This is a genomic window from Streptomyces sp. AJS327, from assembly GCF_013450295.1.
Taxonomy (GTDB): Bacteria; Actinomycetota; Actinomycetes; order Streptomycetales; family Streptomycetaceae; genus Streptomyces.
Genome location: NZ_SKBR01000002.1, coordinates 1,675,220 through 1,690,221, shown reverse-complemented (window position 1 = coordinate 1,690,221; position 15,002 = coordinate 1,675,220). Strand labels below are relative to the sequence as shown.

The window sequence follows — 15,002 nt, the reverse complement described above, 5'->3', positions numbered from 1 at the left end:
GAGGTCTCCCCTTGACACTCAGCCCGTGAGGGCGGAGCCGAGTAACAGCGTTCGGCCTTGGGTAAGGAGTGACACGGCACCGCCCGTCGGGCCCGGCGCGGGGGTATCGCACAGTGGAAATTCACGTCAGATCCCGCATCGTCGCCAAATCGGACAGGCGTCGCCTCATCTTTCCCCAAGGAGATCAACCAGAGTAGGAAGGTGACGCGCGACTACCAACCCCTGTCTTCCACGTCGAGACCCGAGTCACGAAATGGTCAAAATAAGGGTTCCAACGACCCCTAAATTAGGGGTCACTCGCACCCCTGACATAGGGGTTCCGCCACGCCGTACCGCCGGGGAGAATCCCAGGAACCAGCATGCAACCCGCCGGACGGACGAGAGAGACGGAAGCGTGCCCGACGAAACGACGTGCAAGGCCCTGGCCGTGGCGCACTGCGAGCGCATCAACGCGGGGGATGTCGAGGGCTTGCTGAAGCTCTACTCTCCGGCTGTGCGCTTTGAGGACCCGGTCGGCGGCGGGGAGCGCATCGGCCACGGGGCCCTGCGTTCCCATATCGCGGGGGCGGTGACCGGCGGAGTGCACGACGCGTACGGCGAGCCGGTCGCGGCGCCGGACGGACGGCACGCGGCGGTGCCGGTGACGTCCACGGTGAATTTCCTCCCGAACGGTCCGCTGATGGTGCGGTACGGAATGCTCGACACCCCGGAGGACCCCGAGAACGCGCGCATGGAGTACTCCTGCACTCTGGTGATCCAGGTCGGTGAGTCGGAACTGATCGAGGATATGCGGGTGTACTGGGGCCGTTCCGACGTACGTTTCGTCGACTGAGCACGCGGTTTCGGTCCGGAGATTCTGAGAGGTAACCGTCGTGGTCGACGAGGAGAAGCGCAAAGCCATCGCGCTCGAATACTGCCGGTTGATGAATTCCGGTGACCTAGAAGGCGTCCTGGCACTCTTCACCCCCGATGTCCGCTTTCAGGACCCGGTGGGCACACCGGCGTTGCTGGGCAGGGACGCCCTGCGAACACATCTGTCCCAGGCCATCGCGGGACGTATCCAGGAAACCCCCGGCACTCCGACGGCGTCACTGGACGGGGAGAGCGTGGCGCTGCCCCTCTCCGGAACGATGGACGTGCCGGGCAGCTCCGACGGCACCCGCTTCGCGTTCAACATGATCAGTCTGCTGCGGGTGAACTCGGCTGGCCTGATCTACGAGACTCGCGTGATCGCCGGCCAGACGGATTTCACCGTGCTCTCCTGAGCACCCCACGCACCGGCCATCCCACCCACGCGGGGAGTGGCCGGGATGGAGCCGCGTCACCGTCGGATGCCAGGTGGCGCGGCTTCTACCTGTCCGGCGGCTGACGGCGGCGGGTTCTGATGGCGACGCGGCGGGTTCTGATGGCGACAGGGCCGAGCGGTCACTCCGGTCATCACCCATCGCCCCCGCGTGGTCACGTCCTGCCCCGGAGGTACATGGGGGTGATGGGGGCCTCGGGAGTGGGGAAGCGCATCCCCTCCCGGAGGGTTGGCACTTCCGGACACTCCTCCGTCTCCCCTACCGGCCGCTACCGGCTGAGGGTGTCCCGACTCCGCGTTCTCCCGGCACGCAGATGCTCCGGCCACCGTTCCGGACGGAACCGGGTGGCCGGACCACAGCGTGGGCGGGTGTGGGCCCCAGGGGCCCCAACGGGTCCGCGATACGGGGACGTTGACCAGCGTGCGGTAGTTCACCGCGGTGGCAGTCCCCGGGTCGCTCCGCCGGTCAACGCAGCAGGGCCCACTCCTCATCCGTGATGGGGGGCTCGGTCAGCTGCGGGTACGCGGCCCCCTTCCGGAGGGCGTTGACCACCGAGGGCGCCTGGAGGCTGTCCGCGGGCGCGGCCAGGGTGGCGACCCCAGCGGAGGCGGCGCCGATGACCGGGTCGGCGAGCGCGGCGGTGCCGACGACCTCCGCGAAGTCCTGGCGCCGGTGCAGGTCCTCGGACAGCCGGGGGTCCTTCGCGTCGACCCGGCACTCTGGGTAGAACACGTCCTGGGAGGCGGCCAGAATCCACGGGTCGTCAACGGCCTTCGCGATGCCCTTCATCGCGGTGGCGGCCATGTCCGGCTTGCCGAGACGGCGGCGGAGGGTGCGGTCCAGGGTCGCCGCGCCGCGGGCGGCTGAACTCATCCCGTGGCCGTAGATGGGGTTGAACGCGGCGAAGGCGTCCCCGATGACGACGAGGTTGTCCGGCCAACGGTCGAGCCGGTCGTAGTGCGTACGGCGGTTGGCGGTGCTGCGCGAGCCGCGCACCGGGCCTATGGGCTCGGCGGTCGCCAGGACCTGCGCGACGAGCGGGTGCCGCAGGCCCTCCGCGAAGGCGGTGAACCCGGCGTCGTCCGTGGGGGGTTCGCCGCCCCGCGTCCCGGAGAGGGTGACGATCCACTGGCCGTTCTCGACGGGCAGGATGAGACCGCTCTGCCCTGGGACGTCGACCCGGTAGTCGGAGTAGACGCTGACCACGGGGAACTTGGCGGCGGCCCGTTCGGGGGCGCGGTAGACCCGGGTGGAGTAGGTGATGCCGGAGTCGACGACCTCCTCCTCCGGCTCCGCGACGCCGAGGGGGCTGATCCAGTGCCGCAGCCGGGACCCACGGCCGGTCGCGTCGACGACCACGTCGGCGGCGTGGGTGGTGGAGGTGTCCCCGCCCCGGGGCCGGACGGTGACGGCGTCGACGTGCGCGTCGGAACCCTGGAACCCGGCGACCTCGGTCTCGGCGAGCACGGTGACGCCCTCGTCAGCGAGCACCTGGTCCCGGATGACCCAGTCCAGGAGAGGGCGGCTGGCCGCGAGCATGAACTGGGTCTCGGGGAAGCGCCGCTGCCACCCGTAGGCCGACATGCTGACCATGTCGGCCTGGACGCCGACCCGGTGGGCGCCAGCCGAGAGCAGGCGCTCGGTGGTGCCGGGGAGGAGGGACTCGATGAGACGGGCGCCACCGGACCACATCAGGTGCGCGTGGCGGGCCTGCGGAACTCCCTTGCGCAGTTCGGGTCCTGGAGGGAGTTCGTCGCGGTCGATAACGGTGACCCGGTCGAGATGCCGGCGGAGCACTCGGGCTGCCAGCATTCCAGCGAGGCCGCCACCGAGCACCACGCCGTGGGTGGGCTTCGTCGACACAGGGGGGTTCCTTCCCGTTTTTCATGGCATGCCCGACGTCTGGAGTGGATCTTCCAGACTGGTCTCCCGAATCTATTGAGGGACCTCCGGGCCACCAACCCCTAACCTCCGCCCATCTCCCGTCCCCCTACGCGCGCGTTGGGGCGCGTCCGGCCGCGAGTGGCCTGGCCCGGAAGGGGAGTTAAGCGGCGCGCGCTCCTCGGCCATCGGCCGGAGTGACGTGGAGGTGCCGCCCTGGCCAGGGTGTTTGGTCAGCCATCTCCCTCCGCGACAGGGGGGTTGGGCGACCGGTGGAGAGGTGGTGGCATGCCGGCAGAGGAGTACCCCGCATTATGTCAACCCCTAAGTTGGGTATTCCGGGGTTGGGAATGCACCACTCCGTTTATGCCACCACCGCGTTGTTGCCCATGGGTAACGCTTCGGTAAGCCGATGGAAAAGTCGGGGCTGTAGGCTGTGTCTGACGAAGGGGATCCAACGAACGGCTACCGGTGTGCGCCCCCGTGCCAATGGCCCGACCAAAATGGTCTATTGGCGGACAACCGGTGGGCGCGGAGGTGAGCGTCGGCAGTGTGACGGATGGCGGCGACGGATGTTCTACCCACTGTGACACCCGGAACACACGGTTCAACTGTCAAGTATCGGTGTCGTGTTCATCCGGTCCCGTCGCGCCGGATGGCCCACCACCGTGGAGTTGACCGTCCGGGAGAACGCCGGTCGAGGAGAAGAAGAAGGACGCGCCGGCTGACCCCGGTACTCCGCCGTCGGCCGCTCGTGCCACGCCGTACACCTATCTGATCCGGAGCGTTGGACCGGTGCCACCTGACGAGTGGCGGCAACAGGGAATGGCCCGGCGCGTCGTGGCGCGCCGTGTTACGCAAGGGGGAACGACGAGTGGTACTGACTCAGCGGGGAGCACAACTCGCACATCTTCGTGCGGCGTTCGACGACTGCGCCGGTCAGCAGGAGGGCAAGGTCATCGTGGTCAGCGGGGCGGTCGGCAGCGGTAAGACCGCGCTGCTGGAGACCTTCGCCTCGCAGGTGGCCGCCCACCCCGTCCACGTGCTGAGTGCCACGGGGTCACAGGCCGAACGCACGCTGCCGTTCGGGGTGATGGACCAGCTCATCGACAGCTCCGGGCTCACCCGGATCGCGATCCAGGAGATCGCCACGGCCGTCCGCCACCTCCCCCTCACCCCTCATGACGAGTCGGCCAGCACCCCTCCACCCCGGGACGCCCCCTCCCGGCGAACCCCCACCACCGTGCAGGAACTGCTCGGTTCCCTGGCGCGCCTGGCCGGTCCCGCACCGCTCGTCCTCATGGTCGACGACGTCCAGCACGCGGACTCCGAGTCCCTGCGCTGCCTGCTGTACCTGATACGCCGGACCCGGCACAAGCAGGTTCTGACCGTCCTCACCGAGTCCCCGATGCTGCGGTGCTCCTACCCGCACTTCCAGGCCGAGTTGCTGAGTCAGCCCCATGTCTCCCGGCTGCGCCTCGGCCCGCTGTCCGACGAGGCCCTCACCGAGCTGGCCCACACGCACCCCTCCCCCCTGAGCCGGCTGCGGATCGCGCGGGAGGCGCTCACGCTGACCGGCGGCAGTCCGCTGCTGATGCGCTCCCTCCTCGACGACGACGCCCCCGAGCCGCCCACCGGGCCGGGCGAGGCGCCGTCCAGGAGCGGCTGGGAGGTCGGTGTCCCGGCGGATGCGACCGGGGTCCACAGCACCTTCGACCAGGCGGTACTGCGCTGCCTCTACCGGCACGAGCCGGAGGTGCGCGACACCGCGCAGGCACTGGCGGTCTTCGGGCGGCCGGTCACCCACGAGGTACTGGTGCGGTTCCTGAGGGTCGCCCCGGAGTACGTCGTCCAGTCGATGCAACTCCTCCGTCGTTCCGGGCTGGTGAAGGGCACGGAGCTGCGGCACCCCCGCGTGGCGCGGGCGATACTGGCCGATCTCTCCTCCGAGGTGCGGTGCCAACTGCACCGGCGCGCGGCCGAGTTGCTGCACGACCACGGAGCCGAGCCGGGGGTGACGGCGCAGCACCTCGTCGCCGCGGACTGGGCCGAACCGGCCTGGGCCCAGGTGGCGTTGCGGGACGCCGCGGCCCAGGCGCTGGCCGCGGGACGCCCGGACGTCGCCGGTACCTGTCTTCGGCTCATCCACCGCCCGGAGGCGAACCGTGGCCGGTGGTCGGCGACGGACTCGATGCTGGTGCGCGCCCGCTGGCAGATCAACCCGCTGTCCCTCGCCGCCGACCTGGAGGCGCTGACCACACCGGGCGCCGACGCGGCCACGTACGACCCGGCGGCGCTGAACGCGGTTCCGGCGCTGCTGTGGCACGGCCGGACGGACACGGCCTGCGCCATCGAGCGGTCGGTGGCCGGGCGGGAGGAACGGGATCCGGAGGTGCGTGCCCAGCTCGCCGCCGCCCGGCTGCGGATCTCCCTCGCCTTCCCCGACCGCTATCCGCGGGAGCGGGCGGCCGCCGGGAAGGTCGCGGACGGCGATGTGGCGACCTCGGAGACCGGACGCCAGCTGGACACCATGACCCTGCTCGCCGACGCGCTCATCCCCGAGCGGGCCCGCCCCGACACGGCTCCCAACGCGGAGCTGATGATCCGGCGCTACATGGCCGACGACGGCGCGCTGGGGCTGATGGCCGCGCCGCTGCTGGCGCTGCTCTACTCGGGGCGGCCCGACCTGGCGGCGGACTGGACACGGGCGCTGCTGAAGCGTCCCGCGCTGGGGCACGCCCCCACCTGGAAGGCGATCGTGCACGCCATCCGCGGTGAGGCGGCGCTGCGGCTGGGACTCCTCGGGGAGGCGGACGAACAGGCCAGGGCGGCCCTGTCGGTGATCACCCCGCAGGCGTGGGGCATCGCGGTGGCCGCGCCGCTGAGCACCCTGGTCGGCACGGCGACGGAGACCAACCGCTTCGAGGACGCGGTGCGGTGGCTGGCGAAGCCCGTACCCGCCGAGGCGTTCCGCACCCCGGTCGGCCTGCACTACCTGTCGGCCCGCGCCCGCTTCCACCTGGCGGCGGGGCGGCGGCGCGCGGCCCTCGACGATCTGCACTGGTGTGGTCAGGAGGCCACCACCTGGCGGATGGACACGGCCGCCCTCGTCCCGTGGCGGCTGGACCTGGCCCGGGTGCGGCTGACCTACGGGGAGCACGGTGAGGCGACGCGGCTGCTGGAGGAGCAGCTGAGCGAGGAGCGGGTGGTCGACGACCGGACCAGGGGTACCGCGCTGCGGCTGCTCGCCGGGCTCCGCCCGCCCGAACACGGTGCTCCGCTGCTGCGACAGGCGATAGAGCTGCTGGAAGGCTGCGGTGACCGGGTCGAGTTGGCCCGCGCGCTGGCGGGCGGCGGGACGAGTTCGGCCCGGGCGGCCACCTCCGCCGAGTCGCGTCCCCTTCCGCCACGGGAGGAGCGGCTGGCCCAGGTCACCGGTGCTCCGCAGACGGCGCAGCGCACCGGCCGGACGACGGCCGAGGTCAGTCTACGGGCCGCCGCCACCCCGTCGGCTCAGCGGCAGCACCCCGGTGGGCTCAGTCAGGCGGAGCGGCGGGTGGCGACCCTCGCGGCGCAGGGGCACACCAACCGGCAGATCTCCGGCAAGCTGTTCATCACGGTGAGCACCGTCGAGCAGCATCTCACCCGGGTCTACCGGAAGTTGGACGTCAAGCACCGGACCGAGCTGGCGAAGCGGCTGGCCGCGGTGCGGGCGGGCGTCCCGCACGCCGACGGCTGAGGCCGTCGCCCCGGTGGGCGCCGTCTCTCCCGTGGGTTCCGTCCGGTGGGTGCTGACAGCCGAACTCCCGGGTGTCCAGGCGGTGTTACCGCGTACGGCGGAGGAGGGTTGGGCCGGGGACCGGCGTCGGTGCGCTGGTCCCCGGCCCTCCTCGTCCGGGCCCACAGGGGGAATGGGCCCGGAGGGACGAGGCCGGGCGTCGTGGGGTGGCGCGGCTTCCGGCCTCACGGCTGGTGACCAGGCCCCGCCCGGGCGGGGCCTCAGGGCTGGGCCGGGGCCGTGGTCTCCTGGAAGGCCGTGACGCTGTCCCGGATCGCCTGGGTGACGGCGGCCTGCTGGCCGTTGAGGTAGAAGTGGCCGCCGGGGAAGGACTGGAACCGGAAGGCGCCGCTGGTCAGCTCCTCCCAGGCGCGGGCCTCCTCTAGCGACACCCGGGCGTCGCTCTCCCCGGTCAGGGTGGTGATGGGCGAGCGCAGCGGGTCGCCCGGCTGGTGCTGGTAGGTCTCGATGGCGCGGTAGTCGGCGCGCAGTGCGGGCAGCACCATGCGCAGCAGTTCCTCGTCGTCCAGCACGCCCGGGTCGGTACCGCTCAGTTCGCGGATCTCGGCGATGAGTCCGTCGTCGTCCCGCTGGTGCACGGTCTCCTCGCGATACCGGGACGGAGAGCGCCGTCCGGAGGCGATGACGCCCAACAGCTCACCGCCGCCGTCCCGTTCGAGGCGCCGGGCCATCTCGTAGGCGAGGACCGCGCCCATACTGTGCCCGAAGAGGACCAACCGACGGGACGGTTCGGTGATCAGCGCCTCGTACAGCTGGTCCGCGAGGGCGTCGACGGTGTCGACGAGCGGTTCCCGGTGGCGGTCCTGGCGGCCGGGGTACTGCGCGCAGACCACGTCCAGCTCGGGGGTCAACACCCGGGCGAGCGGCATGAAATAAGGCGCTGATCCTCCAGCGTGCGGCAGCGCGACGAGCTTCACGGCGTCGGGCGACGCCTGCCCGAACCTGCGGAACCAGGTGTCGTGCTGACCGGGTGCGACGGACATGACGGTGCCCTACCTCCTGCGACGACGGGCGCGTTGAGCTTCGATGATCGCCACAGTACGGGCTGCCACCCGCCGGACAGAACCCCTATTCCCCCTACCCGGGCCCGTTCGGTACCCCACTTCTCGCTCCGCCCGCGGACCGGGGGCGCTAGCGGGCGCGCGGCGATCGCGCGGGGTACCGGTGGCGCGCCCGGTGCGCGCCCGCCGCCCACGCGCGGGGCGCGCGGGTGGGCAACAGCCGTGGTCGCGGGCGGTGTTCACACCGTGCGGGACGGTTGGGCGGGACCGGGATCGGAAACGGCTCACCCGCGGCGCCGCGCGGGGTATCCTCCGCGTGCCTGGCCGACCGTCCGCGGTGGGCGCCGCGCCCCGGCCCACGGCCGCGGGTCCGGCGGCCCCGTCCCGGCAGGGGTGGCCGGAGGCGTGGACGACGCGCGGACGCCGGTGAACGGCCCGCTGGCCGCGAGGAGAGGTGGGATATGAGCGCGGAGTGCCCCGAGGACAGCCGCCCGGCCGGTTCCGTACCCGTGGGACGGCTCAGTTTCGAGATCTTCGCGCTGGCGCGCACCCATCGCGCCTTCGCCGGTGAACTCCTCCGGGGGCTGGGCCTGCATCCCGGTCAGGAACTGCTGCTGATGCGGCTGCTGGAGCGGGACGGCCAGACCCAGTCCGAGCTGCTGTCGGCCGTGGGGCTCGACCACTCCACCGTCTCCAAGGCGCTGCGGCGGATGCAGGAGGCCGGGTTGTTGCGCCGGGAGCCCGCCGAGCACGACCGCCGGGCGGTACGCGTGTGGCTGACCGAGAAGGGCCGGGCGATGCGCGGGCCGATCGAGGAGATGTGGGCCGCGCTGGAGCGGGCGTCCGCCCGCGATCTCGACGAGCGGAGCGTGGACGCCTTCGTCACCGCCAGCGAGCGCATCCGGCGGGCGATCGGCGAACAGCACCGGGGTGCCCGGCGTCCGGGCCCCTCCCCCGCCCCTCTCACCTGACCTCTCCTGACCCCGCGCCCCGGGGGCGTGCTGATCGTGGTGTGTCCGCCCGGTGCGGGGTCCGTGCCGGGCTCCGGGCGGGCGCGTGGGATGGCTGGGAAGGGAGGTTCCCGCCCCACGTCCTCGTACGTTGGCCCACCGTGCTCATCACCCCCGCCCACATGCCCTCTCACACCTGCCCGGACCGCGCCGAACTGACCCGGCTGCTCTTCCTCGACGGAACGCGGGGTCCGGACGTCCACGGTCACTGGCGACGCGCCGTCTCGGCCGAGCTGTTCCGGTACCGCTCCGGCATGGGGCACGAGGAGCGGTGGGACCTCTCATACCGGCGGCTGCGCGCCCTCAACGAGGGCCTGCCGTCGGCCGAGCGGCTGGCGCGGGACCCGCGCGAGCTGGCCGCGCTGCACGAGTGGGCCTCGGCGGTCGACGGCGCCACCGCGACCGTGGCCGGGATCCACTTCAACCTGTTCCTCGGCAGCCTGCTCGACGGCACCCTCTCGCCCGCGCGGGACCTGGGCGCGTTCCTCTCGCTGGAACGCGTCGGGACGTTCCTGTGTACCGAGTACGCGCACGGGAACGACGCGGCGGCCCTGGAGACCGTGGCCCGCTACGACCGGGAACGGGACGAGTTCGACCTGCACACCCCGCACCCCGGCGCGCGCAAGTACATGCCCAACACCAGCCCGGCGGGCGGCCCGAAGTCCGCCGTGGTGGCCGCCCGGCTGGAACTGGACGGCCGGGACCAGGGCGTCTTCCTGTTCCTCACCCCGCTGAGCGACCACACCGGCGCCCTCCCCGGGGTGACGGTGACCGCCCTGCCGGAGCGGATCGGCAGCCCGGTGGACCACTGCGTCACCAGCTTCGAGCACGTCCGGCTGCCGCGCTCCGCGCTCCTCCAGGGGCCGCACGGCCACCTCACGCCGGACGGCACGCTGAACAGTCAACTGGGCAACCCACGCAAGCGGTTCCTGCACGCCATCCGTCGCGTGACGGTCGGGAAGCTCTGCATGAGCACGAGCACCCTCGGCGGCAGCCGGGCCGCGCTGGCCACCGCCGTCCGGTACGCGCACACCCGGCACATCTCCGGTCCGCGCTCGGGCACGCGGGTTCCGCTGGCCGCGCACCGCAGCCACCACTCCCGCCTCCTCGACCAGGTGGCCACCGCCTACGCCATGACCTTCTGGCACCGCCGCGTCACGGAGCGGTGGGTCTCCCACCCGCCCGAGGACCGGGCCCGGGCGGAGCGCCTCGTGGCCGTCGCCAAGGGGTGGATCACCTGGCGGGCCCGGGAGATCGTCACCGAGTGCCGGGAACGCTGCGGCGCCCAGGGGCTGTTACCCGTCAACGGGCTCGCCGAGTTCGCCGCCAACGCCGACGGGGCCATCACCGCCGAGGGCGACAACCTCGCCGTGTGGTGCAAGGCCGGAGCCGAGATGATCTTCGATCATCCGGCCGCGCCCCCGCCCACGCCCGCCACCGGCGAGGAGTCGCTGACGGACCCCGCGTTCCTCCGCGAGGCGCTGCGCGCCACCGAGCGCCACCGGCACCTGGCCGCCCGTCACGACCTGCGGAACAGCCACGAACGGGACGCCCTCGGCCGCTGGAACCACGCGTCGGCCGCCGCCCTGTCGCTCGTCGACGCCCACGCCCTCGGCCAGGCCGCCGACGCCTTCGCCGAGGCCAGCGCGCGCTGCGCGGCCCCGGCCACCCGGCCGGTCCTGGAGAACCTGTGCGGCCTGTTCCTCCTGGCCCACGTCAGTCGGGACAGCGGAACGCTCCTGGCCGAGGGGGTGCTCACGCCCGGCCACGTGCGCGGCCTGCCCGGAGCCGTCCAGCGCGTCACCGCGCGGCTGGCGCCCCACCTCAGCACCCTCACCGAGGCGTTCGACGTCCCCGAGGAGCACCTCGCCTCCCTGCCGATGCTCAGCGGCGCCTGACCGGCCCTCGGCCGCACCCGGACCTGACCGGCGGCCGCCGGCCGGAGTCGCCCCGGAGGAGGTGAACCGTGGGGCGGCAGCCGGTCGTTCAGCGGGGCGTGGCGAGGAGGCGGCGCAGCGCGGCGTGCCCGGGCGGGCCCCATGTGGGTTTGCCGCCGGGGCGCCCGTGGTCACCGGCGTCCCCGACGAGGATGCCGACGAGGGCGCGGGCCAGCGCCCAGCCGCGGGCGCGGCGCAGGGTCGCGGCGTCCACGGCGGGCCGGTAGGCGTCGTGGAACCGGACGAGGACACCGTCCGGCAGCAGGTTCCAGACGGCGGAGAGGTCGCTGGCGGGATCGCCCGCGCAGAGGTCGCCGAAGTCGACCACGCCGTGGAGGGCGCCGCCGGTGGTGAGCACGTTGGCCGGGTGCAGGTCGGCGTGGAGCCACAGCGCGGGCCCCGTCCACTCGGGTGCGGTGACCGCGTCCTCCCAGACGGCGCGGACGGCGTCCGGCTCGTCGATCAGCCCCAACTCGGTCGCCTTGGCGAGCTGTTCGGCGAACGGCCCGGCGACGTCCGCCAACGGTCCGCCCCGGCCACGGCCCACGGGCGCCCCCTCGGGAGCGGGCTGGTGCAGCGCCGTGAGGAAGGCGGCCAGTGTGTCGGCGGACTCGGCGCCACGGGTGACGGGGGCGCGGTCGGCGGGCGTGCCCGGCACCCAGGTGGTGACGATCCAGGGCCGTGGGAACCGCTCGGACGGCTCCCCGAGACGGCACGGAACCGGCACCGGCAGCGGAAGCCGCGGAGCGAGGGAGGGCAGCCAGGCGAACTCCGTGCGCACCAGCAGGTCGGCGGAGTCCGTCGCCCAGGGCAGCCGGACGGCGAGATCGTCGCCGAGCCGCCACAGCTGGTTGTCCCAGCCCCGCGCGCCCAGCTCCAACGGGCGGTCGGCCAGGTCCGGATGCTGGTCGCGCAGCAGGTCCCGGACCAGCTCCGCGGTGATCTCCGTGTCGGTGACGCTCATACGCGCCAACGCTAGCCGCCCCCGCCACGCCTGCCGCCACCACCCGTCGCCGCGCCGTGTGTGACAGCGAAGGCCTGGGGTCGGAACAGCGGGGCGGAGCAGCGCTGTCGGGGCGGGCGGCGTCGGAACATCCCACATTCCAAAAGTCATCGTGATGGGTCAGTTGCGGGCCGTGCGCGCTGGATCGGCGTAGCCGCGACGAACACGCCCGGCATCAGAGACGTGACGGCGGCGCCGGTTGCTACGGTCCTCCGCGGATCGGCGCGAATTGTCCATCCATATCTGTGAGTTCCCCTTTTTTCGCGCCCTGGTCCGCGCCTCGCGTACGCCCTCGTCACCCCACGAAAGCGAGTCTCCGATGACCACCGAAACCAGTCAGGAAGCACAACTGGACCCACCCCAGCCCTCCAGCCTGGGTACCGCCGCCGCCCGCAACCTCGCCACCACGACCAAGACCGTCCCGCAGATGCAGGGCATCACCTCCCGGTGGCTGCTGCGGGCGCTCCCCTGGGTCGAGGTGAAGGGCGGCACCTACCGGGTGAACCGCCGGCTGAGCTACACCGTCGGCGACGGGCGGATCGAGTTCCTCCAGGACGGCGCCACCGTCCGGGTGCTCCCCCGCGAACTCGGCGAACTGGCCCTGCTCCGCGGCTTCGACGACGTGGACGTGCTGACCACGATCGCCGACCGGTGCGTGCAGCGCGACTTCCGCGCCGGTGAGGTGCTGGTGGAGCGCGGTGCCCCCGCCGAGCAGATCCACCTGATCGCCCACGGCCGGATCCACCGCACCTGCCCCGGCAAGTACGACGACGAGGTCCGTGTCGCGGTCCTCGCCGACGGTGACCGGTTCGGGGAGAGCGCCCTGCTGGACGACGGCGCGGTGTGGGACTGCACGGCCACCGCGGCGACCTCGGGAACCCTGCTGACCCTGTCCCGGGGCGACTTCGCCAGTGTGCTGTCCCAGGCGCCGAACCTCCGGGAACACGTCGAGAGGTTCAGCAGGCTGCCCCGTCAGCCGCAGAACCGGCGAGGCGAGGCGGACATCGCGATGTCCTCGGGGCACACCGGCGAGAAGGAGCTGCCCGGCACCTTCGTCGACTACGAACTCAACCCGCGGGAGTACGAACTCTCCGTCGCGCAGACCGTTCTGCGGGTGCACACCCGGGTCGCCGATCTCTACAACGACCCGATGAACCAGACCGAGGAACAGCTCCGGCTCACCGTCGAGGCCCTGCGCGAGCGCCAGGAGTACGAGATGGTGAACAACCGGGAGTTCGGGCTGCTCCACAACGCCGACTTCAAGCAGCGCATCCAGCCCCACTCCGGTCCGCCCACCCCGGACGACCTCGACGAACTGCTCTCCCGCCGCCGCGGTACCAGGATCTTCCTCGCGCACCCCCGGACGATCGCGGCGATCGGGCGCGGGTTCAACGCCTGCGGGCTGTATCCCGCCCACGTCGACCTCGGGGGGCAGCAGGTCCCGGCCTGGCGTGGCGTGCCGATCCTCCCCTGCAACAAGATCCCCATCAGCGAGGAGGGCACCAGCTCGATCCTGGCCATGCGGACGGGCGAGGACGACCAGGGCGTCATCGGCCTGCACCGGACCGGCCTGCCGGACGAGTGCGAGCCGGGCCTGTCGGTGCGCTTCATGGGCATCAGTGAGCAGGCGATCATCTCGTACCTGGTCAGCACCTACTACTCGGCCGCCGTCCTGGTGCCTGACGCGCTCGGCGTACTGGAGAACGTGCAGATCGCCCGCGCCCGCGGCTAGCTGACGGTATGACGGCCCACGACGACCCGGTCCCCGGGGCCGGGCGAACCCGCCCGGGGGACCCGGGACAGTCCATCCACCCCAACGAGGAGCCGCGGATGCCCCCTTCCGGAATGTCCCTTCCGCCGTCCGCCCGGCTCTCCCTGCCGGGCCCGCCCTCCCCTCCCTTCCCCGCTCCGGCTCCCGCTCCCGTAGGCGGCGGTGACGGCGCGGCGCACGCCCCGCGTTCCGCCCTGGAGCGGGTGCTCGGCGGCCCGACCGGTCTGGGCACGACCGGTCTGCGGCTGGCCCCGGACGCGGAGTGCGCGGACACGGACGCGGCCCCGGACGTGTCGCCGGAGCGCGAGCCGGCGGCCGGTCAGCCGGTACCGGGCCTCTACCACCACCCGGTTCCGGAGCCGGACCCGGCGCGGGTCGAGGAGGTCAGCCGGCGGGTCAGGTCCTGGGCCGTGGACGAGGTTCAGGCGGTCCCACCGGAGTGGGAGGACCAGTTCGACGGCTTCTCCGTCGGCCGGTACATGGTCGCCTGCCATCCGGACGCCCCCACCATCGACCACCTGATGGTCGCCACCCGGCTGATGGTCGCCGAGAACGCGGTCGACGACTGCTACTGCGAGGACCACGGCGGCTCACCCGTCGGCCTCGGCGGCCGTCTCCTGCTGGCACACACCGCCCTCGACCCGCTGCACACCACGAAGGAGTACGAACCGGCGTGGGTGGAGTCGCTCCGGTCGGACGCTCCCCGCCGCGCCTACCACTCCGCCATGGACTACTTCCTCCGGCAGTCCACCGCCTCCCAGGCCGACCGGTACCGGCACGACATGGCCCGTCTGCACCTGGGATACCTGGCGGAGGCCGCCTGGGCCCAGACGGAGTACATGCCCGAGGTGTGGGAGTACCTGGCGATGCGCCAGTTCAACAACTTCCGCCCCTGCCCCACCATCACCGACACCGTGGGCGGCTACGAACTCCCGGCCGACCTGCACGCCCAGCCGGCCATGCAACGGGTCATCGCGCTCGCCGGCAACGCGACCACCATCGTCAACGACCTGTACTCGTACACCAAGGAGCTCAAGAGCCCCGGCACGCACCTGAACCTGCCCGTGGTGATCGCACAGCGCGAGGACCTGTCCGAGCGCGACGCCTACCTGAAGGCCGTCGAGGTCCACAACGACCTCATGCGCGCCTTCGAGGCCGAGGCCGCCAGCCTGGCCACCGCCTGCCCGGTACCGACCGTGCCGCGCTTCCTGCGGGGGGTGGCCGCCTGGGTCGACGGCAACCACTACTGGCACCAGACCAACACCTACCGCTACAGCCTGCCCGACTTCTGGTAAG

At 72.3% G+C, this 15,002-nt stretch carries 10 protein-coding genes; 7 read left to right on the top strand and 3 right to left on the bottom strand.

The window, feature by feature from the left end; all coding sequences use genetic code 11:
* Positions 1-394 precede the first annotated feature (394 nt).
* Positions 395-832 (top strand): nuclear transport factor 2 family protein, encoded by a 438-nt coding sequence (locus E0L36_RS16660; RefSeq protein WP_180929797.1) that lies wholly within the window; start codon positions 395-397, stop codon positions 830-832.
* A gap of 40 nt (positions 833-872) precedes the next feature.
* Positions 873-1,265 (top strand): nuclear transport factor 2 family protein, encoded by a 393-nt coding sequence (locus tag E0L36_RS16655; RefSeq protein WP_180929796.1) that lies wholly within the window; start codon positions 873-875, stop codon positions 1,263-1,265.
* A gap of 504 nt (positions 1,266-1,769) precedes the next feature.
* Here the strand turns inward: E0L36_RS16655 and E0L36_RS16650 are convergent.
* Positions 1,770-3,167 carry an FAD-dependent oxidoreductase gene (locus E0L36_RS16650; RefSeq protein ID WP_308416781.1) on the bottom strand — a complete coding sequence of 466 codons (1,398 nt, stop codon included), beginning with the start codon at positions 3,165-3,167 and terminating at the stop codon, positions 1,770-1,772.
* Between the two features lie 892 nt (positions 3,168-4,059).
* Here E0L36_RS16650 and E0L36_RS16645 point away from each other — a divergent pair.
* Positions 4,060-6,924, top strand: coding sequence for a LuxR family transcriptional regulator (locus E0L36_RS16645; RefSeq protein ID WP_180929795.1), 2,865 nt, complete (start codon positions 4,060-4,062; stop codon positions 6,922-6,924).
* A gap of 260 nt (positions 6,925-7,184) precedes the next feature.
* Here E0L36_RS16645 and E0L36_RS16640 read toward each other — a convergent pair whose 3' ends face one another.
* Positions 7,185-7,967: a thioesterase II family protein gene (locus E0L36_RS16640; RefSeq protein ID WP_180929794.1), complete on the bottom strand. Its 783-nt coding sequence runs from the start codon at positions 7,965-7,967 to the stop codon at positions 7,185-7,187.
* A 479-nt stretch (positions 7,968-8,446) separates the two neighbouring features.
* On the opposite strand from E0L36_RS16640, the gene E0L36_RS16635 reads away from it, so the two are divergent.
* Entirely contained in the window at positions 8,447-8,956 is a 510-nt protein-coding gene (locus E0L36_RS16635) for a MarR family winged helix-turn-helix transcriptional regulator (protein WP_180929793.1), read from the top strand.
* 140 nt (positions 8,957-9,096) lie between these two features.
* Complete coding sequence (locus E0L36_RS16630) at positions 9,097-10,893, top strand: acyl-CoA dehydrogenase (protein WP_308416780.1); 1,797 nt, start codon at positions 9,097-9,099, stop codon at positions 10,891-10,893.
* An 88-nt stretch (positions 10,894-10,981) separates the two neighbouring features.
* Here E0L36_RS16630 and E0L36_RS16625 read toward each other — a convergent pair whose 3' ends face one another.
* Positions 10,982-11,896, bottom strand: coding sequence for an aminoglycoside phosphotransferase family protein (locus E0L36_RS16625; protein ID WP_180929792.1), 915 nt, complete (start codon positions 11,894-11,896; stop codon positions 10,982-10,984).
* Between the two features lie 358 nt (positions 11,897-12,254).
* Between E0L36_RS16625 and E0L36_RS16620 the strand changes: the two genes are divergently transcribed.
* On the top strand, positions 12,255-13,667 hold the full coding sequence (locus E0L36_RS16620; protein WP_180929791.1) for a family 2B encapsulin nanocompartment shell protein: 1,413 nt from the start codon (positions 12,255-12,257) through the stop codon (positions 13,665-13,667).
* A gap of 113 nt (positions 13,668-13,780) precedes the next feature.
* Positions 13,781-15,001 carry a family 2 encapsulin nanocompartment cargo protein terpene cyclase gene (locus tag E0L36_RS16615; protein WP_374705551.1) on the top strand — a complete coding sequence of 407 codons (1,221 nt, stop codon included), beginning with the start codon at positions 13,781-13,783 and terminating at the stop codon, positions 14,999-15,001.
* Position 15,002: the final 1 nt, after the last annotated feature.